Annotated in this window: 26 protein-coding genes; 12 read left to right on the top strand and 14 right to left on the bottom strand. The window is 74.0% G+C overall.

Translation table 11 applies throughout. The features are described 5' to 3' along the window. Positions 1–46 precede the first annotated feature (46 nt). The 6 genes from A4V12_RS07650 to A4V12_RS07625 form a co-directional block, all read right to left on the bottom strand. Positions 47–808, bottom strand: coding sequence for a spherulation-specific family 4 protein (locus tag A4V12_RS07650; RefSeq protein WP_064068471.1), 762 nt, complete (start codon positions 806–808; stop codon positions 47–49). Continuing rightward, positions 796–1,785 (bottom strand): NAD-dependent epimerase/dehydratase family protein, encoded by a 990-nt coding sequence (locus A4V12_RS07645; protein WP_064068470.1) that lies wholly within the window; start codon positions 1,783–1,785, stop codon positions 796–798. The genes A4V12_RS07650 and A4V12_RS07645 overlap by 13 nt, the downstream gene beginning before the upstream one ends. Before the next feature lie 116 nt (positions 1,786–1,901). Further along, positions 1,902–3,164, bottom strand: a complete 1,263-nt coding sequence (locus A4V12_RS07640) for a hypothetical protein (RefSeq protein ID WP_107415356.1) — start codon at positions 3,162–3,164, stop codon at positions 1,902–1,904. Further along, complete coding sequence (locus A4V12_RS07635; RefSeq protein ID WP_079136892.1) at positions 3,157–5,067, bottom strand: DUF3492 domain-containing protein; 1,911 nt, start codon at positions 5,065–5,067, stop codon at positions 3,157–3,159. The genes A4V12_RS07640 and A4V12_RS07635 overlap by 8 nt, the downstream gene beginning before the upstream one ends. A gap of 196 nt (positions 5,068–5,263) precedes the next feature. After that, positions 5,264–6,631 carry a DUF3152 domain-containing protein gene (locus A4V12_RS07630; protein WP_064068469.1) on the bottom strand — a complete coding sequence of 456 codons (1,368 nt, stop codon included), beginning with the start codon at positions 6,629–6,631 and terminating at the stop codon, positions 5,264–5,266. 8 nt (positions 6,632–6,639) lie between these two features. Next, positions 6,640–7,662: an alpha/beta fold hydrolase gene (locus tag A4V12_RS07625; protein ID WP_064068468.1), complete on the bottom strand. Its 1,023-nt coding sequence runs from the start codon at positions 7,660–7,662 to the stop codon at positions 6,640–6,642. A gap of 154 nt (positions 7,663–7,816) precedes the next feature. Between A4V12_RS07625 and A4V12_RS07620 the strand changes: the two genes are divergently transcribed. From A4V12_RS07620 to A4V12_RS07605, 4 genes are all read left to right on the top strand, one after another. After that, positions 7,817–8,044 (top strand): hypothetical protein, encoded by a 228-nt coding sequence (locus tag A4V12_RS07620; protein WP_064068467.1) that lies wholly within the window; start codon positions 7,817–7,819, stop codon positions 8,042–8,044. Positions 8,045–8,189: 145 nt separating this feature from the next. After that, positions 8,190–8,831 (top strand): TetR/AcrR family transcriptional regulator, encoded by a 642-nt coding sequence (locus A4V12_RS07615; RefSeq protein WP_064068466.1) that lies wholly within the window; start codon positions 8,190–8,192, stop codon positions 8,829–8,831. 85 nt (positions 8,832–8,916) lie between these two features. Beyond that, positions 8,917–9,144, top strand: coding sequence for a DUF3107 domain-containing protein (locus tag A4V12_RS07610; RefSeq protein WP_064068465.1), 228 nt, complete (start codon positions 8,917–8,919; stop codon positions 9,142–9,144). 156 nt (positions 9,145–9,300) lie between these two features. Then, positions 9,301–9,573 (top strand): hypothetical protein, encoded by a 273-nt coding sequence (locus A4V12_RS07605; protein ID WP_064068464.1) that lies wholly within the window; start codon positions 9,301–9,303, stop codon positions 9,571–9,573. A 459-nt stretch (positions 9,574–10,032) separates the two neighbouring features. Here A4V12_RS07605 and A4V12_RS07600 read toward each other — a convergent pair whose 3' ends face one another. Then, positions 10,033–10,776, bottom strand: a complete 744-nt coding sequence (locus A4V12_RS07600) for a ferritin-like fold-containing protein (protein WP_064068591.1) — start codon at positions 10,774–10,776, stop codon at positions 10,033–10,035. A 481-nt stretch (positions 10,777–11,257) separates the two neighbouring features. On the opposite strand from A4V12_RS07600, the gene A4V12_RS07595 reads away from it, so the two are divergent. Then, the gene (locus tag A4V12_RS07595) at positions 11,258–13,300 is read left to right on the top strand and encodes a DEAD/DEAH box helicase (protein WP_064068463.1); all 2,043 of its coding nucleotides are present in this window, start codon (positions 11,258–11,260) and stop codon (positions 13,298–13,300) included. 100 nt (positions 13,301–13,400) lie between these two features. Then, positions 13,401–14,270: an alpha/beta fold hydrolase gene (locus tag A4V12_RS07590; protein WP_064068462.1), complete on the top strand. Its 870-nt coding sequence runs from the start codon at positions 13,401–13,403 to the stop codon at positions 14,268–14,270. On the opposite strand, the gene A4V12_RS07585 is transcribed toward A4V12_RS07590, so the two are convergent. Beyond that, positions 14,255–15,175, bottom strand: a complete 921-nt coding sequence (locus A4V12_RS07585; RefSeq protein ID WP_064068461.1) for an NYN domain-containing protein — start codon at positions 15,173–15,175, stop codon at positions 14,255–14,257. The genes A4V12_RS07590 and A4V12_RS07585 overlap by 16 nt on opposite strands. A 172-nt stretch (positions 15,176–15,347) precedes the next feature. Between A4V12_RS07585 and A4V12_RS36280 the strand changes: the two genes are divergently transcribed. Further along, positions 15,348–15,500, top strand: coding sequence for a hypothetical protein (locus tag A4V12_RS36280; RefSeq protein WP_107415354.1), 153 nt, complete (start codon positions 15,348–15,350; stop codon positions 15,498–15,500). Between the two features lie 94 nt (positions 15,501–15,594). Here the strand turns inward: A4V12_RS36280 and A4V12_RS07580 are convergent, their stop codons facing one another. The 4 genes from A4V12_RS07580 to A4V12_RS07565 all read right to left on the bottom strand — a co-directional run bounded on the left by A4V12_RS07580 (position 15,595) and on the right by A4V12_RS07565 (position 18,563). After that, positions 15,595–16,200 (bottom strand): MarC family protein, encoded by a 606-nt coding sequence (locus A4V12_RS07580; protein ID WP_064068460.1) that lies wholly within the window; start codon positions 16,198–16,200, stop codon positions 15,595–15,597. Between the two features lie 53 nt (positions 16,201–16,253). After that, on the bottom strand, positions 16,254–17,126 hold the full coding sequence (locus tag A4V12_RS07575; protein WP_064068459.1) for a PHP domain-containing protein: 873 nt from the start codon (positions 17,124–17,126) through the stop codon (positions 16,254–16,256). 76 nt (positions 17,127–17,202) lie between these two features. After that, positions 17,203–17,841 carry a DUF6758 family protein gene (locus A4V12_RS07570; RefSeq protein ID WP_064068458.1) on the bottom strand — a complete coding sequence of 213 codons (639 nt, stop codon included), beginning with the start codon at positions 17,839–17,841 and terminating at the stop codon, positions 17,203–17,205. 131 nt (positions 17,842–17,972) lie between these two features. After that, positions 17,973–18,563: a suppressor of fused domain protein gene (locus tag A4V12_RS07565; protein ID WP_064068457.1), complete on the bottom strand. Its 591-nt coding sequence runs from the start codon at positions 18,561–18,563 to the stop codon at positions 17,973–17,975. Positions 18,564–19,035: 472 nt separating this feature from the next. On the opposite strand from A4V12_RS07565, the gene A4V12_RS07560 reads away from it, so the two are divergent. Then, the gene (locus A4V12_RS07560; RefSeq protein WP_064068456.1) at positions 19,036–20,169 is read left to right on the top strand and encodes a magnesium and cobalt transport protein CorA; all 1,134 of its coding nucleotides are present in this window, start codon (positions 19,036–19,038) and stop codon (positions 20,167–20,169) included. Between the two features lie 23 nt (positions 20,170–20,192). Then, on the top strand, positions 20,193–20,699 hold the full coding sequence (locus tag A4V12_RS07555; protein WP_064068455.1) for a hypothetical protein: 507 nt from the start codon (positions 20,193–20,195) through the stop codon (positions 20,697–20,699). 71 nt (positions 20,700–20,770) lie between these two features. Here the strand turns inward: A4V12_RS07555 and A4V12_RS07550 are convergent, their stop codons facing one another. Continuing rightward, entirely contained in the window at positions 20,771–21,598 is an 828-nt protein-coding gene (locus tag A4V12_RS07550; RefSeq protein WP_064068454.1) for a hypothetical protein, read from the bottom strand. 176 nt (positions 21,599–21,774) lie between these two features. On the opposite strand from A4V12_RS07550, the gene A4V12_RS07545 reads away from it, so the two are divergent. Genes A4V12_RS07545 through A4V12_RS07535 form a run of 3 tightly spaced genes read left to right on the top strand, consistent with a single transcriptional unit; the run spans position 21,775 to position 24,767 of the window. Beyond that, entirely contained in the window at positions 21,775–23,055 is a 1,281-nt protein-coding gene (locus tag A4V12_RS07545) for a magnesium transporter MgtE N-terminal domain-containing protein (RefSeq protein ID WP_064068453.1), read from the top strand. Next, the gene (locus A4V12_RS07540) at positions 23,045–23,590 is read left to right on the top strand and encodes a DUF1003 domain-containing protein (protein WP_064068452.1); all 546 of its coding nucleotides are present in this window, start codon (positions 23,045–23,047) and stop codon (positions 23,588–23,590) included. The genes A4V12_RS07545 and A4V12_RS07540 overlap by 11 nt, the downstream gene beginning before the upstream one ends. 43 nt (positions 23,591–23,633) lie before the next feature. Next, positions 23,634–24,767 (top strand): Mrp/NBP35 family ATP-binding protein, encoded by a 1,134-nt coding sequence (locus A4V12_RS07535; protein WP_064068451.1) that lies wholly within the window; start codon positions 23,634–23,636, stop codon positions 24,765–24,767. 71 nt (positions 24,768–24,838) lie between these two features. Here the strand turns inward: A4V12_RS07535 and A4V12_RS07530 are convergent, their stop codons facing one another. Beyond that, complete coding sequence (locus A4V12_RS07530) at positions 24,839–25,531, bottom strand: hypothetical protein (protein WP_079136890.1); 693 nt, start codon at positions 25,529–25,531, stop codon at positions 24,839–24,841. Positions 25,532–25,623 lie beyond the last annotated feature (92 nt).

Raw genomic sequence — 25,623 nt, 5'->3', positions numbered from 1 at the left:
CGGTAGTCAGTACGGTTGTTCTCCCGTAACACTGCCACGGCCCTTCTCATTCCGAGACACCCGGTCCGATCTGCGAGACGATTTCGTCCCAGTAGCCGGGCAGCGCCGCGAATGGGTTGTTATGTCCGGTGTCCTCCATGCGGTCGGTGAAGAAGATCGTCCCGGCGCCCTGCCAGCGCGCGATCCGCACGGCCTCGTCGAGGTGGGTGCGCGGGACCCCGTGGACGAGGTGGACGAACCGCTCCGGGGGGTGGTCGGCGGTCCACTCCGCCACCTGTGACCAGCGGTACTCCGCCCACGGCCCGGAGAAGGTCACCAGCTGGTCGGCGATCTCGGCGTAGCCGGGATACGGGTGGGAGCCGTGGCCCAGCACCAGGTGGCCGCCGTCGGCGTGCTCCAGGACCACCTCCAGGGTGGCCGTGGCGCGCCGCACGGCGGCCAGGTCCGCCCGGTCGGCGGGGCAGCGGTCCAGCAGGTAGCCGTCGACCCGGTACCAGTCGAGGAAGCGGTGCGCGTCGGAGACGATCTCGCCGAACGGCCGCGAGCCGTGGCGCAGGTCGAGGTGGCCCAGCACCTTGACGCCCGCGTTGCGCAGCTTGCCCGCCGCCTCCAGGCAGTGCGGGTCGGGCCGCGCCCCGGGGCCGTCCGCCACGTTGAGGACGGCCCAGTGCAGAGGCGTGCCGGGGCGGGTCAGCTCCGCCCATTCGACGGGGGCGAGCAGCGGGTGGGCGTAGCCGGGGACGCCGAACCCGAGCCTCTCCGCGCCGGTCGCGGAGAGGGCCGTGTCCGTGCGGGTCAGATGCGGCACGCCGCCTCCATCCAGATGTCGGCGAGCGACTCCTCCAGGTTGATGCGGGGCCGCCAGCCGAGCCGGTCGCGGGCGGTGCGGACGTCGGCCTGCTGCCAGCCGCCGCAGCCGTCGGGGTACGGGTGGGGCGGCGCGGCCACCAGGTGGTCCGGGCCGTGCTCGCCGCGCTGGGCACCGATGGACGCCATGCCGCCGACGGCCGACAGCCCGGGCCTGACCGGCGGCCCGTCCAGTTCGTGCAGCGACCCGGCGTACCCGGCGACCCTGGCCAGCACGGCGGCGGCGTCCCGGAGGCGGACGGCCCGGCCGGTGCCGATGTTGACGATGCCCTGGGCCGCCGAGAGGGACGCGGCGTGCACGGCGCGCGCCACGTCGCGCACGTCGACGAAGTCGCGCTGCACGCCGAGGCCGCCGAGCTTCAGCTCGCCGTCCCCGGTCTGCATGGCGCGCCGCATGGCCTCGGCGAGCCGGCCGAGCGGCGAGCCGGCGGGCGTGCCGGGGCCGACGGGCGAGAAGACCCGCAGCACGACGGCGTCCAGTCCGGAGCCGAGGACCAGTTCGGTGGCGGCCAGCTTCGACACGCCGTAGGGGCCGCCGGGGCGCGGCACCGCGTCCTCCGCGGTGGACGACCCGGGCTGCGAGGGCCCGTACTCGGAGGCGCAGCCGACCTGGACCATCCGCGCCCCGCAGCCGCTGCGGCGCAGGGCCTCGCAGACGGTGGCGACGGCGACGGTGTTGTGCCGGGTCAGCTCGCGGGCGCCGCCCCGGGTGGTCCCGGCGCAGTTGATCACGACGCCGGGGTGCACCGCGTCGAGAAATCTGGTGAGCGCGCCGGGGCTGCCGCCCGCGAGGTCGAAGCGCACGTCGGCGTCGTCACCGCGCCCGAGGGCGGTCAGGTGGACGGCCGGGTCGGCGAGGAGCCGGTCGGCGACGTAGCGGCCGATGAATCCGTTGGCACCGAGCAGCAGCACCCTCATCGCGCGCCCCCTTCGCGCCGAGTGGCCGTTGCAGGGGTCTGGGGGGTCATGTCTGTTCTCTCCTTGGGCGTGTGTGCTGGTGAAAGGGGTGTGCGCGGGTACCGGCGGCTCGCGGTTCAGGTCGCGGCGGTGCCCGCATGGGCGGAGGCCCGGCCGAGTACGGCGGTGGCGTGTCCCAGCAGGGCGAGGGCGGCGGCACCGCACGCGAGGGCGGGGACGGCCGCGGGTCCCCCGGCGGAGAAGGCCGCCTCGACGGGGCGGGCGAGCAGGTCGCAGCCCGGCAGGCGGGCGGCGAGCACCGACGCGAGGGCGAGGCCGTGCACGGCGCACGCGGCGGCGAGGCCCGACGCGGCCGCCCCGCGGTAACCGTGGGCGGTGAGCAGCCGGGCGAGGAAGAGCAGCACGCCGAGCGCCACGGCGCCGCCCCCGGGCGGACCGGCGCCCAGGACGGTTCCGACCAGCGCGAGCAGGCCGGTGAGGGCCACCGTGTACAGGGCGACCACCCCGAGGAGCAAGGGGCGGGTGCCTGCGGCGAAGTCGGCCAGGCCGCGGCTGCCGGCCAGCCTGCGCCGGGCCCGGGTGGCGAAGAGCCGGGCGCACCAGACCGCGGGGGCGGCGGCCAGGGCGAGGCCCAGCAGGGGCGGGGCGTCCAGGGGCCAGGGCCCGTCGGGGCCGCCGGCCAGCAGTTCGGCGAGGAGCCCGTCACCGACCAGCGCGTAGATCAGCAGGAACCCGGTCCACGCGCGCGTGCCAGGCGCCGGGGCGGGGCCGGCGAGCGCGACGGCGAGCCCGAGGGCGCCGGCCACGCCGACGGCCGCCCGCAGCGGCCCGTCCGTGGCGGTCAGACCGGCGACGGTGAGCAGGCCCAGCGCGCCGGGCAGCAGGGCCAGGAGGAGCGCGCCGGCGCTCCAGGGGGTGGCCGCGCCGGAAGCGGGGGCGGCGGAGCCGTAGCGGGTGCCGCCGTCACCGCGCGGGACGCGCGCGTACAGCTCCTCGGCGAGCGAGAACACGTCGCGGTGCCGGAACCGGGCGGCGGTGCGGTCGGTGACTCCGTGGGCCTCCAGCCCGGCGGCGATCTCCAGCGGGTCGACCGCCCGTTCGCACAGCTCCCGGTGCCGGTGCAGCAGCGCCTTCACGGGGTCGGCGGACCCGTGCCGGGTGACGGCCGTACGGGCCTGCCCCACGAGGCGCTCGCCCCTCCCGGCCGTGCGGTCGCCCGGAGCGGTCCGGTCGCCGGCCGTGCGTCCGCCGCCGGCCGTGCCTCCGCCGCCGGCCGTGCGCCCGTGCCCCGCGCGGTCGTCCCCGGCCGCGGGGGCCGCGGGGGCCGGGCGGACGCCCCGGGCGGGGCCGCCCGCCGCCGGTGTACCTCCGTCAGACATGGCCGTCCACCCTCCCCGCGACCGGGAACGACGCCGCGACCGGCAGTGAGGCGACGACCAGGCCGGCGCCGCCCGCCGGTTCGTGCGCCGCAGCCGCCGTGTCCGTCGCGGGAGCGGCCGCCGCCGGCACGTCCGCCACGGGTGCCTCGGCCGCCGGCGCCTGGGCGCCCGCCAGGACCGGGCCGCCCGGCGCGGGCCCGGTGCTCACCGGCTGCGGGGCGGCGGCCCACGCCGGGGTGCCACCGCCCGGGCCGCGTCCCGTCCAGTGCCCGGCGACGTACGCCTCGGCGGGATGCGCGAAGGGCAGGGGCTCGCCGTCCGCGCCGACGGCGTCCGCCTCGCGGTGGACCGGCGCGCGGGAGATGAGCTCCAGGTAGATCCCGCGGAAGGCCGCGACGTTCTGCTCGACCGTGAACAGTTCCAGTGCGCGGGCGCGCGCGGCGGCGCCCAGCCGTTCCCGCCGCGCCGGGTCGCGCAGCAGCGCCAGGCACGCGTCGGCGAGCGCCCGCGGATTGCGCGGGGGTACGACCAGCCCCGTGCCCCCGACGGCCTCGACCACCGCGCCGACGTCCGTCGAGACGGTGGCCCGGCCGCAGAGCATGGCCTCGACCAGACCGACCGGGAAGCCCTCGACCACGCTGGACAGGACGACCACCCCGGCGCCGGCGTACGCGTCGGTGACATCGGGCGCGTACGGGCCGCCGAGGTCCTCGAAGGAGACGGGGTTGTCGCCCACGGTGTGGGCGGCCGCGGCCTCGTCGGGGAAGAGCTGGGCGGCCAGGGCCTCGCAGTGGGTGCGGTACGTCGCGGACTCGGCGTCGCGGACCGGTGCGCACACGATCCGCAGCCGGGCCGCGGGCTCCTCCCGCCGTACCTCGGCGAAGGCGTGCAGCAGGCCCACGAGGTCCTTGGCGGGTTCGATCCGCCCCACCCACACCAGCGTGCGGGGGTCGCCGCCGTCGCCGCTCTCCCCCACGGCCGCGAACCGGTCGGCCGCCATGCCCGGGTGGACGGTGCGCAGCTTGGCCCGGTCGGCTCCGCACCTCTCCTGCCAGCGGCGGGCGTGGGTGTTGCCGGGCGTGAGGACGTCCGCCCGCCGGTACACCTCGGCGGTCAGGAGGTTCTGGAACGCGGCGAGGAGGGTGCGCACGGGCGCGCTGACCGGCGCGTCGGCGACCGTGAGGTAGTGCGTGCGCAGGTGCACGCCGTACTCGGTGACCAGCAGCGGGACTCCGAAGAAGCGTTTGGCCAGCAGTCCGGGCAGGGCCGCGGACCCGCCCGACGCCGCGTGGCAGAGGTCGACCGCGCCGAGGCCGTCCTCGCCGTACCAGTCGAGGGAGAGGGGGCGCAGGGCGCGCTCCACCCGGTCGGCGAAGGCGAGGTGGTCGGGCAGGGTGGCGCCGTGCACGCCCCGGCGCACACCCCCGGCGCGGCAGGCGGACTCCAGGACGCGCACGGCGGTCTCGGAACGGAGCGCGGCGGCGAGGCCTCCGTGCTCCCGGGCGAGGTCGGCGAGCCCGTACAGCCCGTCCGCGAAGGCCGTGGCGCAGCCGGTGCCGGTGCCCGCGTCCGGGACGGCGTCCGGTGTCCGGCAGACCGCGGTGGCCAGCTCCGCGAAGCAGGTGGTGAAGCGCCGGCGCTCGCGCCGGCCGTACGCGCGTACCGCGTGGCGGCCGCTTCCGCCGAGCCAGTCCTCCTGCGGGCCCCAGAGCGGGGCGGTGCGCACGCGCCGCACCTGGGGCGGGAGCGGGATCCAGCCGGCGTCCTCCTGCCGGGCACTGCGGCTCAGGGCGTAGACGTCGAAGTCGTGCCGTGCGAGCCCGCGCACCAGCCGGTCGCACCAGAGCCTGGACTCACCCGTGGCGTACGGGTATCCACCCTCGGTGAGCAGTCCGATCCGCACGAGTACACCCCCGATCTCCCTTGGGTGCGGCCACCGTTGGTCCGGCGGCTCACAGCGGGAAGAACGTAAGCGGATATGCCGGTGGCGCGACGGACGGTTGTCCGTCGCGCCACCGGAAGGGGTGAATGCTCGTAACTTTCCCGTACTCGTGGCGTTTCGACGCGCTACTGGCGGGTCGCGCCCGGCGCCGCGCCGGTCAGCCGTTCGGGAACACCCAGGGGTTGGGGCGGCACTTGACGCCCTCGACCTCCAGGGACTTGGTCTGCTGCTGCATCACCGGTGCCAGGGCGCCCGGGGTGCGGCAGTTCACGTGGTTGTGCCCGAGCCGGTGCCCCACCTCGTGGTTGATGAGCATCTGCCGGTACGGGTGCATCGCCCCGACGCCGTACGTGGCCGATCCCTGGGCCCAGCGGTAGGCGTTGATCATCACGCGCTCGGTCGCGGCGGAGTCGCACGAGACGTTGTCGACGGTGGTGTCCAGACCGGACTTGGCGCACCAGACGCCGGTGGTGACCGGGCTCGCCAGCGTGACCACGAACTCGGCCTCCCCGCTGGAGACCCGCTCGAAGGTCATGGCACCGCCGTGCGCCCAGCTGCGGTCGTCGTTCAGGGTCTGCTGGACGGCCCGGGCGAACAGACCGGAGTCCAGGCCGAGTCCCTTCTCGACGTCGATCCGGTAGCGCACCTTGCGCCCCTTCCCCGGGGCGCGGTCGGTGCCGGGGACGACCTCGAACTCGCCCGGCCCCTTCAGCTTGGGGTCGAGCGGGAACGGCTTCGCCATCAGCTGCGCGTACGTCACCGGGGCGGCGCGGCGCGCGGGCGGCGGCGGGACGGCGCGCTCGTCGGAACGGTCCGACCGGTCGAAGCGGGCGTCGGTGCCGCCGCCGGCCTGGCCGCGCTCGGCCGCCTCTCCCGGCGGGCGGGCGGCGGAGTCGTCCGGCCCGGAGCCGGTGACCTGGCCGGCCACGACGACGGCGAGGACGGTGGTGACGGCTGCTGCCGCGATGCCGGTGACGGTACGCCCCTTGCCGCCGCCCGGCCGGTCGGCGGGGTCGCCCTCTCCGGGCGCGGGCGGGGCGGGCGGCTCGGGCGGCGCCCCCTGCGAGGAGCCGTCGAAGGCCTCGACGAATTCCCGGCGCGGGCCGGGTATCCGGGCGCCCGCGCCCAGCCCGGTCGCGGGGCCCTGGGAGGCCGGGCGGCCGTTGCGGCCCGCGGGACCGGCCGGTCCGGGGGGACCCGCCGGGCCGGCCGACGGACCCGGGGGCCGGGCGGGGGCGGCGGGTGCACCGCGCCAGTCGCCGTAGCGCCCGGTGCCGCCCCAGCCGCCGCCCGGCTCGCGCTGCTCGGGGTGGCCGCCGCGGACCGGCTGCTGGGGCCCGGCGGCCGGGGCCTGGTCCGGGTGGCCGGGGTGGCGGAGGTGTGTGGCGTGCGGCTCGGGAGGCGGCGCGGCGGCCCGGCGGCGGCGCCCGGTGCCCGGACGTGCCCCCCCGCGTACCGCGCCGGCGGCCTGCGCACCCTGTTCGGAGCCCTGAGGTGCGGGGCCTTTGCGGCTATGTCGTCCCACGCCCCGGATCAGCTCCCGTCGTTGTCGTCGATGCCAGTGTCGCCGCTGTCGCCGCCGCCGTCACGGCCGTCGGCGCCGTCGGCCTCGGCGATCAGGTCCCGTACGGCCCGGGCGACCGTCTCCGGGTACTCCATCATCGCCACGTGGCCCGCGTCCGGAAGCGTCAGGAGCCGCGAGTCGCGGAAGGCGGCCGCCGCCCTGCGCGCCATCCGGAACGAGATCAGCTGGTCCCGGCCCCCGTACACCAGCAGCGTCGGCGCGAGCACCCGCTCGGCCTGCCGCCACAGCCCGTGCTGGCCGCCGAGCGTGTACGCGTCGACGATGCCGCGCGCCGAGCGGGCCATGGCGTCCCAGAAGTACGGCAGCCCCAGGCGCCGCTCCATCTCCTCGACCGCGTTGCGGAAGCCCTCGTCGGTGACCCGCCCGGGGTCGCCGTAACAGAGGGACAACACCCCGCGCACCCGCTGCTCCGCCGTCCATTCCCGGGTGATCCGGGTGAAGAGGGAGGCGACGCCGGGCAGCGCCAGCAGCGCCGTGGGCCAGGCGCCGCGCTGGGGCCGCAGCTCCGGCAGCGCGGGCGAGACCAGGGTCAGCGTCCGGACCAGGTCGGGCCGGACCGCCGCGACGCGGGTGGCGACGGCCCCGCCCAGCGAGTTCCCGATCAGGTGGACGGGCCCGCGCCCGCCGGCGTCCAGCAGCCGGATGACCGCGCGGGCGTGCGCGGTCAGGGAGTAGTTGCCGTCGTCGGGCGGCGGGGAGTCGCCGAAGCCCGGGAGGTCGACCGCCTCGCCGTCGACCAGGTCCTCGAGGAGCGGCATCAGGGCGGACCAGTTCTGGGAGGAGCCCCCGAGCCCGTGCACGTACAGGGCGGGCGGCAGCCCGGTGCGGTCCGACGGCCGGTGGCGCACGTTCAGCGTCAGTCCGGGCAGCGTCACGGAGCGCAGCCGCTCCCCCTCCGCGACCCGCACGGTGCTCACCCGCGGCCCCGCCGCGGTGGCGGCGACGGCTTCCGGCAGCTCGGTCGAAGACATGCGCCAATGTTACGAGACGATCACGCGGGCTCCGGTGTGTTCGCCGTCACAGATCGCATAGCGCAGGAAAGGGGTACCTCCTAGGCTCGTACGTGAGGGCATTTCGCCCAGGCCCCCGCACACCGATGTGGATCCGCCCAGTGAAAGGGAGCCCATGACCGTCGACCCGACCGACCCGGAGACCTTCGAGACCGCGGAGAACGGCGAGGAGGCCGCACCCCTGGACGAGGAGACGCCCGAGGCCGACGCCGCCGAGCAGCACAGGGATTTGCAGGAGCGCAGCGACGAACCGCTCACCCGGGTCGATCCGACCGTCGCGAACGAGGCCGACGCCGCCGAACAGACGCGCGTGGTGGCGCACGACGAGGACGACTACCGATGATTTGGTCGGTTTAACGTTGAATATCCTGCTACCCCGCCCGTCCGGTACGTGAAATTCTGCGCTCGCACCGCGCACAGCCGGGTTACCCAAAAGTACGATGGCGGGCGCGGCGCACAGCGCGCAAGGATCGATTTTGGGAGGCGGCGTGACAGCCATCGAGCAGACAGAGGCGGCGCGCCCGCGGGGCACGCGCCTGCCGCGCCGAGCCCGACGCAACCAGCTCCTGGGCGCCGCCCAGGAAGTGTTTGTCGCACAGGGGTACCACGCGGCCGCGATGGACGACATCGCGGAGCGCGCGGGTGTCAGCAAGCCCGTGCTCTACCAGCACTTCCCCGGGAAGCTGGAGCTGTACCTGGCACTGCTGGACCAGCACTGCGAGTCGCTGCTCCAGGCCGTACGGACCGCGCTCGCCTCCACCACGGAGAACAAGCTGCGCGTGGCGGCCACCATGGACGCCTACTTCGCGTACGTGGAGGACGAGGGCGGCGCGTTCCGCCTCGTCTTCGAGTCCGACCTGACCAACGAGCCGGCGGTGCGCGAACGCGTCGAGCGGGTCTCGCTGCAGTGCGCGGAGGCGATCTCGGACGTCATCGCCGAGGACACGGGCCTGTCCAAGGACGAGTCGATGCTGCTCGCCGTGGGCCTGGGCGGCGTCTCCCAGGTGGTCGCCCGCTACTGGCTGTCCAGCGAGTCGACGATCCCGCGCGACAAGGCGGTCCAGCTGCTGACGTCGCTGGCCTGGCGGGGCATCGCGGGCTTCCCGCTGCACGGCTCCGAATCCCACTGATGATCGGGGTCGTCTCTCCGGGCTAATGTGTGCAGCGTACGGCGCGGCTGACCGCGCAACGCTGACCGTTCGGAGGGACATAGCCGTGGAGGTCAAGATCGGCGTGCAGCACGCGCCCCGGGAGATCGTTCTGGAGAGCGGTCTGTCCGCCGAGGAGGTGGAGCGCGCGGTGTCCGACGCGCTGGCCGGCAAGACGCAGCTGCTCAGCCTGACGGACGACAAGGGCCGGAAGGTCCTGGTACCGACCGACCGCATCGCCTACGTGGAGATCGGCGAGCCGGCGAAGCCGCGCGTGGGCTTCGGGGCGCTCTGAGCAGGACGAAGTGCACGGGAAAGGCCCGGCGGGACAACCCGCCGGGCCTTTGCCGTGCCTTTTCCCGTGCCCCACGGGAAGGATTGCGTTTCACGCGCATCGGGTAGGACGGCATGTGACCGTTTTGCCCGCCCCGCCGTCCGCGAGGTGATCCGCGTGTTCTGGGAAGCCATCGGTGCCGTCGTCCTCGGTTACGCCCTGTCCTGGGCGGCCGCCCACCGGCTCGCCCACCGGCTCCCGTCACGCCGCGCCGTCCTCGGCACCGGGGTGCTCGGCTCGCTCTTCGGGGCGCTGATCACCCACGCGGCCCTGGGCCCCGGCCACGCGCTGGGCACCCTGCTGGGCGCGGTCGCGGTCGCGGCCGTCGTCCTCTCCCTGCTCCTGCGCCCCACCCGCCGCCTGCGCCGCTCGGCGGCGACGCAGACCTGACCCGCCGGTCCGCCCGTCCGGGCGTCGGTTGCGGTGGGCTCGGGTTTCCCCGGTGACCCGGCCGGTGCCGGTTGCCGTGGGGTCCGCGCCCCGGGGCGTCGCCGTGCTCGGGGTCGCCCGCCCGGGTCGGTTGCCGTTGGGGTCCGCTCCGTGGCGGGTGTCCCGGGCTCTCCCTCGCAAGCTCGGTCGTCTTACGCCCGGAACACCCCCCACTGCGCGTCCCCCTTCCGGGGCGGGCCGAGGCCCCGCGGCACGCGTGCGTGAGGGTGTCGGGGCCGGAGGCGGGGGGTGCTCGGACGTAAGACGAGCGAAGCGAGAGTCCGAGCATCCCCCGCCGCAGGACCAGACACCCGCCCCCACCCACCGGCAGAAGCCGAACGACCAGGCACCCCACCCACCGGCAGGAGCCCACCCGGCCCGCACCACCGGCCGGCGCCGGGCGGCGCCGCGCCGAAGGGGTCAGGCCGCCAGGCCCAGCGCGGCCATGCGCTTGGTGTGCGCCTTCGTGATGCGGGAGAACATCTCGCCCACCGCCGCCAGGTCGAACCCGTCCGCGACGCCGCCCACCAGCATCGTCGACAGCGCGTCCCGCTCGGCGACCACCCGCTGGGCCTGCGACAGGGCCTCGCCCATCAGGCGGCGCGCCCACAGCGCGAGACGGCCGCCCACCCGCGGGTCGGCCTCGATCGCGGCGCGCACCTTCTCGACGGCGAAGTTTCCGTGGCCGGTGTCGTCCAGGACGGTCAGCACCAGAGCGCGGGTGTCGGAGTCGAGCCGGACGGCGACCTCGCGGTAGAAGTCGCTGGCGATCGAGTCGCCCACGTACGCCTTGACCAGGCCCTCCAGCCAGTCGGAGGGGGCGGTCTGGCGGTGGAAGTCGTCCAGCGCCTTGGCGAACGGCTCCATCGCGGCCGTCGGCTCGGCGTCGATCGCCGCCAGCCGGTCCCGAAGCCGCTCGAAGTGGTGGAACTCGGCCGACGCCATCTTCGCCAGCTCCGCCTTGTCGGCGAGCGTCGGCGCCAGCTTCGCGTCCTCGGCCAGCCGCTCGAAGGCCGCGAGCTCTCCGTACGCGAGCGCGCCGAGCAGGTCCACGACCGCGGCGCGGTACTGGGGTTCGGCGGAGGCACCGGCCCAGTCCAGGGCGGCGATTCCGGTCGGTTCGTCGGCGGCGGTGGAAGCAGCGGCGTTGTCAGGCGTCTCCATGAAGCGCACAATAGCCCGCCCGCCGGGCCCCCGAAGGCCCTGGTCATCCACTGTGACCTCCCCCTCCTTATGAATTGGCCCAACACACCTGCGGGGATCCGGGGTACAGTGGTAATGCGCCTGCTGAGTATGCAGTCATGTTCGTACGTACTCGGTGGGCCATCTCATGAATGAGGATGCCCGGTCGGTGGCCCGATCGGCTCCGACCCGACAGCCCTCCGTGCGCATGAGCCGCACATGAGGGGCCCCTCAGCGGTATGACGCTCGAGCGACGGCAGTGGTCCCGCGCCACCCGGCAGCGGTCTTGACGACCTGCGGCCGGCCGCTACCGGCACGGTAAGACCCCCAGCGTTCGCCTCATGCCGCGTCTCACAGAAGAGGCAGCACCCTGACTACGACTTTCCGAGAGCTCGGGATCCTTCCCGAGACGGCCGAAGCCCTCGAGGCCGTCGGCATCACGTCCCCCTTCCCCATCCAGGAAATGACGCTCCCGGTCGCCCTCTCCGGCACCGACGTCATCGGCCAGGCCAAGACCGGCACGGGCAAGACCCTCGGTTTCGGCCTGCCGCTGCTGGAGCGCGTCACCGTCCCCGCGGACGTCGAGGCGGGCCGGGCGACGCCCGGGCAGCTGACCGACGCGCCGCAGGCGCTGGTGGTCGTGCCCACCCGCGAGCTGTGCACCCAGGTCACCAACGACCTGCTCACCGCGGGCAAGGTCCGTAACGTCCGTGTCCTCGCGATCTACGGCGGCCGCGCCTACGAACCGCAGGTCGAGGCCCTGAAGAAGGGCGTCGACGTGATCGTCGGCACCCCGGGCCGCCTGCTGGACCTGGCCGGTCAGCGCAAGCTGGACCTGTCCAAGATCAAGGCCCTCGTGCTCGACGAGGCCGACGAGATGCTCGACCTGGGCTTCCTGCCCGACGTCGAGAAGATCATCAACATGCTTCCGGTCAAGCGCCAGACGATGCTGTTCTCGGCGACCATGCCGGGCGCGGTCATCGGCCTGGCCCGCCGCTACATGTCGCAGCCGACGCACATCAGCGCCACGTCCCCGGACGACGCGGGGGCGACGGTCGCGAACACCAAGCAGTACGTGTACCGCGCGCACTCCATGGACAAGCCCGAGATGGTCTCGCGCATCCTCCAGGCCAACGGCCGCGGGCTCGCGATGATCTTCTGCCGTACGAAGCGGACGGCGGCCGACATCGCCGAGCAGCTCGAGCGGCGCGGCTTCGCCTCCGGCGCGGTCCACGGCGACCTCGGCCAGGGCGCCCGCGAGCAGGCGCTGCGCGCCTTCCGCAACGGCAAGGTGGACGTCCTCGTCTGCACCGACGTCGCGGCGCGAGGCATCGACGTCGAGGGCGTCACGCACGTGATCAACTACCAGTCGCCCGAGGACGAGAAGACCTTCCTCCACCGGGTGGGCCGCACGGGCCGCGCCGGCAAGAAGGGCATCGCCGTCACGCTGGTCGACTGGGACGACATCCCGCGCTGGCAGCTGATCAACAAGGCGCTGGGCCTGGACTTCAACGACCCGGTCGAGACGTACTCGACGTCCCCGCACCTCTACGCGGACATGGACATCCCCGAGGGCACGAAGGGCGTCCTGCCGCGTGCCGAGCGGACGCGTGCCGGTCTGGACGCGGAAGAGGTCGAGGACCTGGGCGAGACGGGCGGCCGCGGTTCGCGCGGCCGGCGCTCGGACCGCCCGGAGCGTGGCGACCGGTCGGAGCGCTCGGAGGAGCGCCCGGCACGTACCCGGACGCCGCGCCAGCGCCGTCGTACGCGGGGCGGCGCCCCGCTGGGCGCCGACGAGGCGGCGGTGACCGCCGAGACGGTGGCCCCCGCCGCGGACGCCCCCGCCGCGGACGGGCCGGCCGAGCCCCGCACGCCGCGCCGCCGCCGGACCCGCACCCGCGCGGGCGCCGCGCCGGTGGAGGCCGTCGCGACCGCCACCGCCGTGCCGGTCGAGGAGGCAGCGGAGCCGGTCGCCGAGGCCAAGCCCCGTCGCCGCACCCGCAAGGCCGCCGAACCGGCCGTCGAGGCCACCGCCGACGCCGCCGCCCCGGTGGCCGAAGCCGCCGAGCCGGTCGCCGAGACCAAGCCGCGCCGCCGCACCCGCAAGGCCGCCGAACCGGCCGTCGAGGCCACCGCCGACGCCGCCGCCCCGGTGGCCGAAGCCGCCGAGCCGGTCGCCGAGACCAAGCCCCGTCGCCGCACCCGCAAGGCCGCCGAACCGGTCGCCGAGGCCACCGCCGACGCCACCGAGCCGGTCGCCGAGACCAAGCCGCGCCGCCGCACCCGCAAGGCCGCCGAACCGGCCGTCGAGGCCACCGCCGAAGCCGCCACCCCGGTGGCCGAAGCCGCCGAGCCGGTCGCCGAGGCCAAGCCCCGTCGCCGCACCCGCAAGGCCGCCGAGCCGGTCGCCGAGGCCACCGCCGACGCCACCGAGGCCGTCGCCGAGGCCAAGCCGCGCCGGCGCCGGGCCACCAAGGCGGTCGCCGCCGCCCAGCCCGAGAGCTGACGACCGGCGCACCCGCACACGAGTGACGGCCCCTCCCCTTCCCGGGGCGGGGCCGTCGCCGTGTTCCGCGCCCGCGGCGGGTCCCCGCTAGCCTCGTCCCATGAGCCGTCCGCCCACCTTCACCCCGCCCCCCTGCGCCCGTGCCCGCATGCTCCGCACGTCGCGCGGTGACTTCGCCGTGCTGGACGCGGCGCCCGCCGACGGTACGGAGCCGAGGGGGACAGCCCTCCTGCTGCCCGGGTACACCGGGTCCAAGGAGGACTTCATCGCCATGCTCGAACCGCTCGCGGCGGCCGGCTACCGGAGCGTCGCCGTGGACGGCCGCGGGCAGTACGAGACGCCCGGCCCGGCCGACCAGCAGGCCTACGACCAGGAGGAGCTGGCGCGTGACGTGCTGGCCCAGGCTGCGGCTCTCGGGGGTACCGGGATCCACCTCCTCGGGCACTCGCTGGGCGGTCAGATCGCCCGCGCGGCCGTTCTGCTGGACGCCCGGCCGTTCGCCACGCTGACGCTGATGTCGTCGGGTCCCGCCCAGGTCGAGCCGGCCCAGCAACAGAAGATCAAGCTGCTGAGCGACGCGCTGGCGGTGATGACCATGGGGCAGGTGTGGGAGGCGATGCGCGCCCTCGACCCGCCGGAGGACGCGGAGGAGGGGGGCAGTCACCGTGAGGACCTGCGGCGGCGCTGGCTGCTGCACAACCCCGCGCAGCTGCTGGCGACCGGGCGCCGGCTGACCGTCGAGCCGGACCGGGTCGACGAGCTGGCGGCCGTGATCCCGCGGCCGCCGGTGCACGTCGTCTCGGGCGTCCGGGACGACACCTGGCCGGTGCCGCTCATGGACGCGATGGCGCAGCGGCTGGGCGCCCACCGGACGCGGGTGGAGGGCGCCGAGCACTCGCCGAACACCGACCGGCCGGTGGAGACGGCGGCGGCGGTGGCGCGGTTCTGGGACCGTCAGAGCCGCGACTGAAGCTGCTGCCAGAAGCCGTCGCGCAGGGAGCGCCGCAGCACGGCGTGCCCGCGCAGGGACCGGCCGAGGCGGCGTTCCGCCTCGACGAGCAGGTCCTGGTCGACCGGGCCGGGCAGGTAGGGGTGGCCGGGCAGCAGCTCGGCCAGCGCGTCGGCGCCCCGCTCGCCCAGCCAGGTCGCGGCGATCTGCGCGCCCAGCTGCCGCACCTCGTCGCGGGACGGCGGCGGCTCGCCCTCGCTCTCGTACGTGGTGACGGGCCGCCGCGTGACGTAGGGGCGGCAGAAGTCGAGGTCGAAGGTGCGGGTGCTGTCGACCTCCCAGAGCAGCGGCTCGGCCTGGTTGCGGCCCTCGGCGGCCTCGATGCCCCACAGGTGGACACGGGCGCCGTACCCCTGGGCCGCCTCGACCGCCGGGACGAGGTCCTCGTCGCCGCCGATCAGCGCGGCGTCGCTGATGGCGCGGTGGCGGGCGAGCGACTCCAGGTCGGAGCGGATGAGGGAGTCCACGCCCTTCTGCTGGTTGTTGGCGTTGAGGTTGCCGAGGCGGACCTTGACGTCGGGGAGTTCGGCGATGGCCTGCTGCTCGGAGGTGTGGATACGGCGCCGGGCTCCGTCGTACCAGTAGACGCGCAGCAGGCGGCTGTCGGCGAAGATCGTGCGGGCCTTGTCGATGAAGGCCTCGATGAGCCCTTCCGCGTCGAGGTCGAAGGAGCGCCGGTCCTCGGTGCCCGCCACCAGCAACCCGGCCGCAGCATGGACGTAACCGGCGTCGACGAAGATGGCGTGTGTCGAGGGGGTCTTGGCCACCTCGGCCAGCATCCGCCGCAGGAGTTCGTTGGTGTGCTCCAGGCGGGTGCCGAGATCGGCGAGGCCGGGGGTGTGTGGGGTGTCGGGGTCGTGGTTCATACCGGGCTCATTGTCCGCCGCCGTGCGGGTGCCCGCCACCACTCACCAGCAAATACTTAGCCGATCGAAAATTTTCTTTAGCGTAGGGAATGTTTGCCCCCTACAAGCCGTTGAACCGGTACGAACACAGTTCTCCAGCAGGAGGATCAACTCAGACGAAGGGAGAAGCCCCATGCGCTTCGAGATTCTGCGACTCGACGACGTCGACGGCACGCCCGTGGACCGCACCGTCGTGGACGCCGCCTCCGTCAACGGGATCGTGCAGCAGGCCGCCTCGATCGGCCAGCGCATCTGGATCCGCCCGGCCGTCACCACGGCCTCGTAACGGCACGACGCTCGACACACCGCGCCCCCGCGCGGACTCCGGCCGACCCACGACGGGCGCCGGAATCCGTACGGGGGCGCAGTGCGTCCGGGGCTCACGCCCCCTGGATGACCTGGGTGACGCCGTTGATGATCTGCTGCACGGCGATCGCCGACAGCATCATTCCGGCGAGGCGGGTCACCAGGACCACACCGCCGTCCTTGATGACCCGGATGATCAGCAGCGAGTAGCGCATGGTCAGCCACAGCACGACGTGCATGGCGACGATCGCCGCCCAGACCGAGACCTGGCCGCTCACGCCCTCGGCGTGCTGGACGGCGAGGATCACGGAGACGATGGCGCCCGGTCCGGCCAGCAGCGGCATGCCCAGCGGCACCAGGGCGACGTTGACGTCCTTGGTCTGCTTGGGCTCGTCGGTCTTGCCGGTCAGCAGGTCGAGGGCGATGAGCAGCAGGAGCAGTCCGCCGGCGATCATCAGCGCGGGGACGGAGACGTGCAGGTAGGCGAGGATCTGCTGGCCGAGGATGCCGAAGACGGTGATCACGCCGAAGGCGACGGCGACGGCCTGCCAGGCCATCCGGCGCTGCACCTTGGTGGCCCGGCCGGAGGTCAGGGCGAGGAAGATCGGGGTGATCCCGGGGGGATCCATGATGACAAAAAGGGTGAGGAACAGGGAGCCGAAGACGGCGACGTCGAACACGGTGAGGCCTTGCGGGGAGAGGGTCGTACAGAGAAAAGTGCCGGGATGCGGGGTTACGCCCGCCGTCCGCCGGTGCCCGGCACCGGGAACGCGCCGGTCGCGCGGCGCGTGATCTCCCCGTAGATCTCGGGGTCGGTGGTGAAGTCGCCGAGGCGGCAGGTCTTGCGGGTGCCGTGATAGTCGCTGGAGCCGGTGGTCAGCAGGCCCAGCTCGGCGGCGAGCCCGCGCAGCCGGGCGCGCGTCGGCTCGTCGTGGTCCATGTGGTCGACCTCGATGCCGTCCAGGCCGCAGGCGGCCAGCTCGGCGATGACCTGCTCGGGCACCGTGCGGCCGCGCTTGGAGGCGCCGGGGTGCGCGAAGACGGTGACGCCGCCGGCCGCCTTGACCAGCCGGACGGCGGTGAACGGGTCGAGCTCGCGCTTCTCGACGTAGGCCCGGCCGCCGTCGGCGAGCCACTGGGGGGTGAAGGCGTCGGAGACGGTGGGCACGACGCCCAGCTCGACGAGCGCCTCGGCGATGTGCGGCCGCCCGACGGAACCGTCGCCGGCGATGGCGGCGACGCGCTCCCAGGTGACGGGGACGCCCAGCTCGCGCAGCCGGGCGACCATGCCCTGGGCGCGCGGGACGCGGTCGTCGCGCACCAGCTCGCGCTCCCGGGCCAGCTCGGGCTCGTCCGGGTCGAAGAGGTACGCGAGCATGTGCATGCCGACGCCGTCGATCCGGCAGGACAGCTCGGCGCCTGTGACCAGTGTCATCCCGCGGTCGAGGCCCGCCAGCGCGGCCACCGCCTCGGCGTGGCCGCGGGTGGTGTCGTGGTCGGTCAGCGCGACGACGTCGAGCCCGGCCGCCGCGGCGGCGCGCACCAGCTCGGCGGGGGTGTCCGTACCGTCGGAAGCCGTGGAGTGGGTGTGCAGGTCGATGCGCACGACGCGGGACTCCGGGGCTCGGGACGGACGGGGGACGCCTAGAAGGATACCGGCGTTCCGCCGGGGCTCCCGCCGGTCAGTCCAGCAGCCTGGGGCTCAGCGCGCCGCACGGCAGCAGCTCCACCTCCGAGCCGGCCTCCCGCAGGTCGGTCAGGACCAGCTCGTCGTACATCAGCAGGCCCGACTTCTCGGGCCAGACGACGGCCCACAGCCACAGTCCCCTGGCCTCGCCCGCGAAGACCGCCCGGTCCTCGGGGACGTCCCCGACGTGCCACAGCGGGGTGGGGCGGCCGGCGGCGAGGACCTTGGACTGCGGGCGGGTGCCGGTGCACATGTGCGGCCCGGGATCGACGCCGTCGATCCCGGCGTACCGCGCGCCGAGGCCGACGCCGGGCTCCTCGGCGATCAGCAGCAGCTCGCCCACGCCGCCGAGCGGTGCGGGGCCCGAGCAGGCGACGACGGCCGCCCGGCCGCCGCTGCGGTCGTCACCGGCGTACGCGACACCGGTGAACAGCCAGCCCACGGGCAGCGGCCAGGGCATCCAGACGGGCACCTGGGACCGGTGCGTGACGACGCCGAGCGCCTCGACGCTGGGCGGGATCACGGGCTGCAGCGGGTGCACGGCGCCGTGCACGTCGCACTGCCACGAGTCGGAAAAGAGACCCGGCGCCCTGACCCGGCCTCCACACTTCGGGCAACTGGGTTCGCCCCTCATAGGGTTCCACGGTCCTCCCCGGCCGTCGCCCCGTCAAGGACGATCACCCCTCCGGTGTGCCGTTCTCCGCCGCGGAACCGGATGCCCCGTACACCGATGAGCCTCGCCGGCGGGCCGGGGCGCCCTCGCCGTCAGCCGAGGTCCACCGACCCGCGCAGCGGGTCCCGCAGGTCCGTGCCCGCCGCCAGCCACCGCTCCTGGAGCGCCTGCGCGCCGTGCACCCGCTTCCACGCCGCCTCGTTGGGCGTCATCGGCAGCAGCGGCAGGAACCGCACCGGGTCCATCGGCGCGTCCAGGTCCAGGTCCTCGACCAGACCGCCCGCCTCCGCGACCAGCACCGAGGTGAACGGCGCCCCGGGCCACAGGGGTTCGCCGGTGTCCAGGGACGCGCCCGGCGCCACGACCACGCCCTCGACCTGCGGCGAGGCGGCGAGCACGGCCAGCGGCCGCAGCGCCTTGTCGGTGTCGGCGAGCCCCGCCCGTACCGACAGCAGGAGCTCCGCGCGCGGGCCCTTCACCGGGTCGGCGAGCGCGGCGGTCGGGTCGGTCATCGGCTGGGCCGACATGCCGAGGGTGGCGTACCTCACCAGGCCGAGAGCGGCGTCCGGGAAGCGGAGGACCTCGATGCGGTCGGTGCCCAGGAAGGTCACCGCGGCGCGCGCGTCCGGTTCACCGAGGGCGGTACGCAACCGGGCCTCGACCAGAGCAAGAACTTCTCCCATGCGGGGAGCATAGAGCGCGTATCGAACGGGCAAAGTAAGGGATTGACTCCCGGTCGGCTGATAGTGTTGGCCGTCTGCTGGTCGGGACAGCACGCCGGGAGGACTCCGGGCTGAAGCCGGGGAGTCGCTCCCCCGTCCCGACAACACGTCATCCCTTACGGGGGACCGGCCGGAGGAGGTGGGGCTGCGGTGGATCGAAGTCGACCGTGCAGTACCAACCGCTCTTCCGCCCGCGGCTTTTCTCTGTGACCTGAGAGGCATCTCAGCCGCCCGCTCGCGCTCGTCCACGTGGAGCGTCGAAGTGAGGTCACGGCCATTCGCACGACGGAAGAGCACACCGTTTTGCCTGTCTGTAGCGAACGCCGTCACCGCGATCCCGCGGTGCCGCCCGCTTTGCGGACGTAAGGAACGCCACGTCCTCATTCCGGGCTGTGCCACGCCCCGCGACGGCCTCTCCGTGAAGGAGCCAGCCATGTCGATGATCCGTGACCTGCGCGCAGCGGTCCGCCCGTCCCTGCGCAAGAGCAGTGCCCCCTACAACACGTACAACTCGTACGACGCGACCCGGGACCCCTCCACCTCCACCGCCGTGGTGGACTGCGCCGTCTACCGCGACGGCCGCCGGCTGAAGGACGACGCCAGCGACGCCTGCCTCACGCCGCGCGAGGCGATGCGGCAGGTACGGGAGGGCGGCGGCTTCGCCTGGATCGGCCTGCACGAGCCGACGGAGGCCGAATTCGCCGGTATCGCCGCGGAGTTCGGGCTCCACCCGCTGGCCGTGGAGGACGCGGTCCACGCCCACCAGCGGCCGAAGCTGGAGCGGTACGACGACACGCTGTTCACCGTCTTCAAGACCATCCACTACGTCGACCACGCCGAGCTGACCGCCACCAGCGAGGTCGTGGAGACCGGTGAGGTGATGTGCTTCACCGGCCGGGACTTCGTCATCACCGTCCGGCACGGCGGGCAGGGTTCGCTGCGCAACCTGCGCCACCGCATGGAGGGTGAGCCGGAGCTGCTGGGCAAGGGCCCCTCGGCGGTGCTGCACGCGATCGCCGACCACGTGGTGGACGGCTACATCGCGGTCGCCGACGCGGTGCAGATCGACATCGACCAGATCGAGATCGACGTCTTCTCGCCGCCCACCAAGGGCTCCACGCGCGGCACCGACACCGGGCGCATCTACCAGCTCAAGCGCGAGGTACTGGAGTTCAAGCGGGCGGTGTCGCCGCTGCTGCGGCCGATGCAGCTGCTGAGCGAGCGGCCCATGCGGCTGGTGGACCCGGACATCCAGAAGTACTTCCGGGACGTCGCCGACCACCTGGCGCGGGTCCAGGAGCAGGTCATCGGCTTCGACGAACTGCTGAACTCCATCCTCCAGGCGAACCTGGCGCAGGCGACGGTGGCGCAGAACGAGGACATGCGCAAGATCACCTCGTGGGCGGCGATCGTGGCCGTGCCCACCGCGGTCTGCGGGGTGTACGGCATGAACTTCGACCACATGCCGGAGCTGCACTGGAAGTACGGCTACCCCATGGTCCTCACCGGGATCATCGGCATCTGCTTCGCCATCCACCGCACCCTGAAGCGCAACGGCTGGCTGTAGCCCGACTGGCTAAGCTGCGGGTCATGACTGACGCACTGCTCGACCGGGCCCTCGTCGAGGAGGCCACCAAGAAGTCCGGCCTGATCTGGGTACGGGGCGAGGGCCCGGCCCGCGCGCTGTGGCACGTGTGGGTCGACGGCGCGGCGCACGTCGTCGGTGACGGCCCCGGCGAGCAGCCGCTGCCGGGGCTCGCGGACGGCTCCGCCGCCGAGGTGACGGTGCGCAGCAAGGACAAGGGCGGCCGCGTCGTCGCCTGGACGGCCGCCGTCTCGGAACTGGCGGCCGGCTCGGAGCCGTGGGAGGCGGCGGTCGCGGAGCTGAAGGGCAAGCGGCTGAACGCCCCGGACGCCGAGACGATGACCGAGCGCTGGGCGCGCGAGTGCCGGGTGCTGCGGCTCACCCCGCGGGACGTGGCGACCGCCCACCCGGACGGCTCCCTGGCCGCGCCCCCGCTCCCCACGCCGGCCACCACCCGCAACCCGGTCCCGGCGGCGCTCCCCCGGCTGCTCCTGAAGCGCCGCAAGCGCTGACCGCGCGCTCCGCCGGGCGTTGCCCTCCCGCCGGGCCCGGCGGAAGCGGTCCGCCGGGCGGTGGTGGGCCGTCAGTCGCTGGTACGGGGCAGCTGGCGCCCGTAGTCCAGCGTCTCCTCCTTGGACGGGGCCGTCAGCGGGAAGGCCTTGTTCCAGTCCGAGAGGACGACCACGCCCGCCCCGCCGCCCCGGGCGAACTGGAGCGGATAGGGCGTGCCCTCCAGGGAGACGTCGAGGGTGCCGCCCTCGCCCTTGGGGCCGCCCGCGACCTTGATCGTGCGGATGCCGCCGATCTTGGAGCGGTCGCCCTTGTTGACGTCGCCGTGCAGTTCCAGCAGCCCTCCGAGCAGGACGTTCATCTCCGTGAAGCCGCGCAGCTGCTTGTAGGACGGATCGTCCTCGGGCACCTTCACGTACTTGTCGTCGAGCTTGTCCGCCGCCCCGGTCCCGGAGTCCCCCGGCCCGGAGTCGCCCTCGCCCTCCGGGTCCTCCGACCCGGAGTCGCCCTGCCCGCCGTCCTCCGCGTCCGTCGCGCTCGCCCAGAAGTCCGCGTCCGCCTTGAGGTACAGCGCGTCCTCGACCCGCAGCAGCTCGAAGGTGGACGTCCGGGTGACCACCGACCCCGCCGCGCCGGTCCGGCTCAGCCGCATGTTCAGCTCGTACGTGCCGCCCTTGCTGACCAGCGTCCCCGACAGGCGTACCGCCGTCGCCCGGCCCGCCGCGGCCCGCGCCTTCGACTCGATCGCGGTGGCGGACAGCTTGCCCACCCCGTTCGTGCCGGCGTCCGGATCGGGCGGCGGTTCCTCTCCGCAGGCGGTGAGCACCGCGGTCAGTCCGGCGCACAGGGCGACGGGGAGAGCGGCCCGGCGGGCGCGCGAAGCCGGGGCGAGAAAGGTCACCAGCGCACTGCCTCTCATCAAACCGTGGGGGGTTGGCAGACGGCAGCGTACCGGTGCCGTATACGACCGCCGGCAGAGAGCCGTACGGACGCCCTGCCTGGGCGACCCGCACCGGGACGGGCTAGCCTGAACCGGCACAAAGCAAGACTGTCCCGGCAGACGAGGAGGTGTGCGGCATGGCGGCAGGCGCTTCCCGGATCTTCGTCTCGCACCTCGCCGGCATCCCGGTCTTCGACCCCAACGGCGACCAGGTCGGCCGGGTGCGCGACCTGGTCGCGATGCTGCGCGTCGGCCGCCGCCCGCCCCGGCTGCTCGGCCTGGTGGTGGAGGTGATCGGGCGCCGCCGGATCTTCCTGCCCATGACCCGGGTCACCGGTGTGGAGTCCGGCCAGGTCATCACCACCGGGGTGCTCAACGTGCGCCGCTTCGAGCAGCGCCCCACCGAGCGCCTGGTCCTCGGTGAGCTGCTCGACCGCCGCGTCCGGCTGGTCGAGGACGGCGCGGAGGTGACCGTCCTCGACGTCGCCATCCAGCAGCTCCCGGCCCGCCGCGACTGGGAGATCGACAAGGTCTTCGTCCGCCGGGGCGGCGGCGGGGCACTGCGCCGCAAGGGCGAGACGCTCACCGTCGAGTGGTCGGCCGTCACCGGTTTCTCGCTGGAGGAGGTGGGGCAGGGCGCCGAGAGCCTGGTCGCCACCTTCGAGCGGATGCGCCCGGCCGACCTCGCCAACGTCCTGCACCACCTGACCCCCAAACGGCGTGCCGAGGTCGCCGCGGCCCTCGACGACGACCGGCTCGCCGACGTGCTGGAGGAGCTGCCCGAGGACGACCAGATCGAGATCCTCGGCAAGCTCAAGGAGGAGCGGGCCGCCGACGTCCTGGAGGCCATGGACCCGGACGACGCCGCCGACCTGCTGTCGGAGCTGCCCGAGGAGGACAAGGAGCGGCTGCTGACGCTGATGCGCCCCGACGACGCCGCCGACGTACGCCGGCTGATGTCGTACGAGGAGCGTACGGCGGGCGGCCTGATGACGACCGAGCCGATCGTGCTGCGCCCCGACGCGACGGTCGCCGACGCGCTGGCCCGGGTGCGCCAGCAGGACCTCTCCCCCGCCCTGGCCGCCCAGGTGTACGTGTGCCGGGCGCCGGACGAGACGCCGACCGGCAAGTACCTGGGGACGGTGCACTTCCAGCGGCTGCTGCGCGACCCGCCCTTCACCCTGGTCTCGGCGATCGCGGACACCGACCTGGCGCCGCTCGCCCCGGACACCCCGCTGCCCTCGGTGACGAGCTACCTGGCCGCCTACAACCTGGTCGCCGCCCCGGTGGTCGACGAGAGCGGTTCGCTGCTCGGCGCGGTCACCGTCGACGACGTCCTCGACCACCTGCTGCCCGAGGACTGGCGGGAGACGGAGTTCGAGCCGGACGGCGAGAGCGAGGCCGCGCATGGCGCCTGAGCGTCCCGGCGAGCCGCCCGTGTCCCGCATCCGGCTGGACCAGCCGCGCATCCGGCGGCCCAAGCTGCTGCCCGCCTACGACCCGGAGGCGTTCGGGCGGCTCTCGGAAAGGGTCGCCCGCTTCATCGGCACGGGCCGGTTCCTCGTCTGGATGACGGTGATCGTCGTTGTCTGGGTGGTGTGGAACATCTCGGCGCCCGACGAGCTGCGCTGGGACGAGTACCCCTTCATCTTCCTGACCCTCGCCCTGTCGCTCCAGGCCTCCTACGCGGCCCCGCTGATCCTGCTGGCGCAGAACCGGCAGGCCGACCGGGACCGGGTCAACCTGGAGCAGGACCGCAAGCAGAACGAGCGGTCCATCGCCGACACCGAGTACCTGACGAGGGAGATCGCGGCCCTGCGGATGGGCCTCGGCGAGGTCGCCACCCGCGACTGGATCCGGTCCGAGCTGGAGGACCTGGTGCGGGAGCTGCACGAGCGGCGGGATCTATTCCCGCCCGGGGCGTCCCGCGGGAGTGACGAATCCGACCGCTGACAGGGCTTTCCGGTGGCCGGGTCCGGCGCCGTACCATCTCCGTATGGTTACGGAAGACGCGGTGCGCGAAGCACTGGCGACGGTGAACGATCCCGAGATCAACCGACCGATCACTGAGCTCGGCATGGTCAAGTCGGTGGAGATCGGTGCGGACGGGGCGGTCGCCGTCACCGTCTACCTCACGGTCTCCGGCTGCCCCATGCGCGAGACGATCATCACGCGCGTGACCGAGGCGGTCTCCCGCGTGGAGGGCGTCACCGGCGTCGACGTGACGCTCGACGTGATGAGCGACGAGCAGCGCAAGGAACTGGCCGCCGCGCTGCGCGGCACCACCGCCGAGCGCGAGGTGCCGTTCGCCAAGCCCGGCTCGCTGACCCGGGTGTACGCCGTGGCGTCCGGCAAGGGCGGCGTCGGCAAGTCGTCCGTCACCGTGAACCTGGCGGCGGCGATGGCCGCCGACGGCCTGAAGGTCGGTGTCGTGGACGCCGACATCTACGGCCACAGCGTGCCGCGCATGCTGGGCGCCGACGGCCGTCCGACCCAGGTCGAGAACATGATCATGCCGCCGTCGGCGAACGGCGTGAAGGTCATCTCCATCGGCATGTTCACCCCCGGCAACGCCCCGGTCGTGTGGCGCGGCCCCATGCTGCACCGCGCGCTCCAGCAGTTTCTCGCGGACGTGTACTGGGGCGACCTGGACGTCCTGCTGATGGACCTGCCGCCGGGCACCGGCGACATCGCGATCTCCGTCGCGCAGCTCGTGCCGAACGCCGAGATCCTGGTCGTCACCACGCCGCAGCAGGCGGCGGCCGAGGTGGCCGAGCGCGCCGGTTCCATCGCGGTGCAGACCCACCAGAAGATCGTGGGCGTCGTCGAGAACATGTCGGGCCTGCCCTGCCCGCACTGCGACGAGATGGTCGACGTGTTCGGCACCGGCGGCGGCCAGAAGGTCGCCGACGGCCTGACGAAGACGACCGGCGCCAGCGTCCCGGTGCTGGGCTCCATCCCGATCGACGTACGGCTGCGCGAGGGCGGCGACGAGGGCCGGCCGGTCGTCCTGTCCGACCCCGACTCGCCGGCGGGCGCGGCGCTGCGCTCCATCGCGGGCAAGCTCGGCGGCCGTCAGCGCGGCCTGTCGGGCATGTCGCTGGGGATCACCCCGCGCAACAAGTTCTGACGGCGCCGTTCCGGCGCCGACACCGTGGAGGGGCACCGCTCGCCGAGCGGTGCCCCTCCACACGTCCGCCGCTACGCGTAGGCGGTGATGTCCCGCACGACCGCGAAGCCGAGGCCGTACGCGCTCATCCCCCGTCCGTACGCACCCAGATGGGCCCCGCCGGGCGTCGTGCCGGCCAGTACCCAGCCGTACTCGGACTCCCGGTAGTGGAACGGCGTCGGGACGCCGTCCACCGGCAGGGAGAGCGTCGACCACTCCGGCCCGCCGAGCTCGTCGGCGAGCTCGAAGGCGGCCTCGGTCTGCTGGTCGAGCCAGTCGTCCCGCAGCGCGTGGTCCAGCTGCGGCGGCCAGGTGTAGGCCAGGAGCCCCGAACCGGCCAGCCAGGCGGCGGACGACACGCTGGTGGCGTCCAGCACCCCCGTACCGTCGCCGCTGCGGCGCACGGGGCTCGCGGCGACGGTCACGACGACCGCGTACCGCTCCTTCTCGGCCCCCGCGGGGTCGAGGCGGTCCGGCCGTATCGACGGCTCGTCACCGTGGCCGATCGAGCCGTGCTGCACCGTGCCGTCGGCGGACGTGCCGACCTGCATCAGCCAGCGGGGCCCGGTGAACGCCTCGTCCAGCCCGTACCAGGGGAACGACGCACGCAGATAACCGTCGACCGTACGCCGGGTCGCGGGCACCCCCTCGGGCGTGTCCGCCGCGGACGCCGGTGCGGTGCCGGGTGCGGCACCCTGCGCCCCTACTCGACTCGTCGTCTCCATCTGCCCGGCCGCCTCCTCGTTCCATGAGGTCCGGTGCCGCGCGCCCCGACGGGCGCCGACGCAACCGGACAGATGGAGAGGATAGCCACCTC

Origin of the sequence: Streptomyces noursei (genome assembly GCF_001646665.1) — a bacterium.
GTDB lineage: Bacteria > Actinomycetota > Actinomycetes > Streptomycetales > Streptomycetaceae > Streptomyces > Streptomyces lavendulocolor.
Note: the sequence above shows the minus strand (reverse complement) of the source record. Positions and strands in the feature narration are given on the sequence as shown.

Coding starts and splice junctions, on each gene's coding strand:
- A4V12_RS07555 (WP_064068455.1), top strand. CDS start 20,193: ATGACTGACGCACTGCTCGACCGGGCCCTCGTCGAGGAGGCCACCAAG.
- A4V12_RS07565 (WP_064068457.1), bottom strand. CDS start 18,563: ATGGGAGAAGTTCTTGCTCTGGTCGAGGCCCGGTTGCGTACCGCCCTC.
- A4V12_RS07535 (WP_064068451.1), top strand. CDS start 23,634: ATGGTTACGGAAGACGCGGTGCGCGAAGCACTGGCGACGGTGAACGAT.
- A4V12_RS07595 (WP_064068463.1), top strand. CDS start 11,258: ATGACGCTCCCGGTCGCCCTCTCCGGCACCGACGTCATCGGCCAGGCC.
- A4V12_RS07590 (WP_064068462.1), top strand. CDS start 13,401: ATGAGCCGTCCGCCCACCTTCACCCCGCCCCCCTGCGCCCGTGCCCGC.
- A4V12_RS07530 (WP_079136890.1), bottom strand. CDS start 25,531: ATGGAGACGACGAGTCGAGTAGGGGCGCAGGGTGCCGCACCCGGCACC.
- A4V12_RS07560 (WP_064068456.1), top strand. CDS start 19,036: ATGTCGATGATCCGTGACCTGCGCGCAGCGGTCCGCCCGTCCCTGCGC.
- A4V12_RS07620 (WP_064068467.1), top strand. CDS start 7,817: ATGACCGTCGACCCGACCGACCCGGAGACCTTCGAGACCGCGGAGAAC.
- A4V12_RS07645 (WP_064068470.1), bottom strand. CDS start 1,785: ATGAGGGTGCTGCTGCTCGGTGCCAACGGATTCATCGGCCGCTACGTC.
- A4V12_RS07545 (WP_064068453.1), top strand. CDS start 21,775: ATGGCGGCAGGCGCTTCCCGGATCTTCGTCTCGCACCTCGCCGGCATC.
- A4V12_RS07600 (WP_064068591.1), bottom strand. CDS start 10,776: ATGGAGACGCCTGACAACGCCGCTGCTTCCACCGCCGCCGACGAACCG.
- A4V12_RS07625 (WP_064068468.1), bottom strand. CDS start 7,662: ATGTCTTCGACCGAGCTGCCGGAAGCCGTCGCCGCCACCGCGGCGGGG.
- A4V12_RS07640 (WP_107415356.1), bottom strand. CDS start 3,164: ATGTCTGACGGAGGTACACCGGCGGCGGGCGGCCCCGCCCGGGGCGTC.
- A4V12_RS36280 (WP_107415354.1), top strand. CDS start 15,348: ATGCGCTTCGAGATTCTGCGACTCGACGACGTCGACGGCACGCCCGTG.
- A4V12_RS07540 (WP_064068452.1), top strand. CDS start 23,045: ATGGCGCCTGAGCGTCCCGGCGAGCCGCCCGTGTCCCGCATCCGGCTG.
- A4V12_RS07585 (WP_064068461.1), bottom strand. CDS start 15,175: ATGAACCACGACCCCGACACCCCACACACCCCCGGCCTCGCCGATCTC.
- A4V12_RS07570 (WP_064068458.1), bottom strand. CDS start 17,841: ATGAGGGGCGAACCCAGTTGCCCGAAGTGTGGAGGCCGGGTCAGGGCG.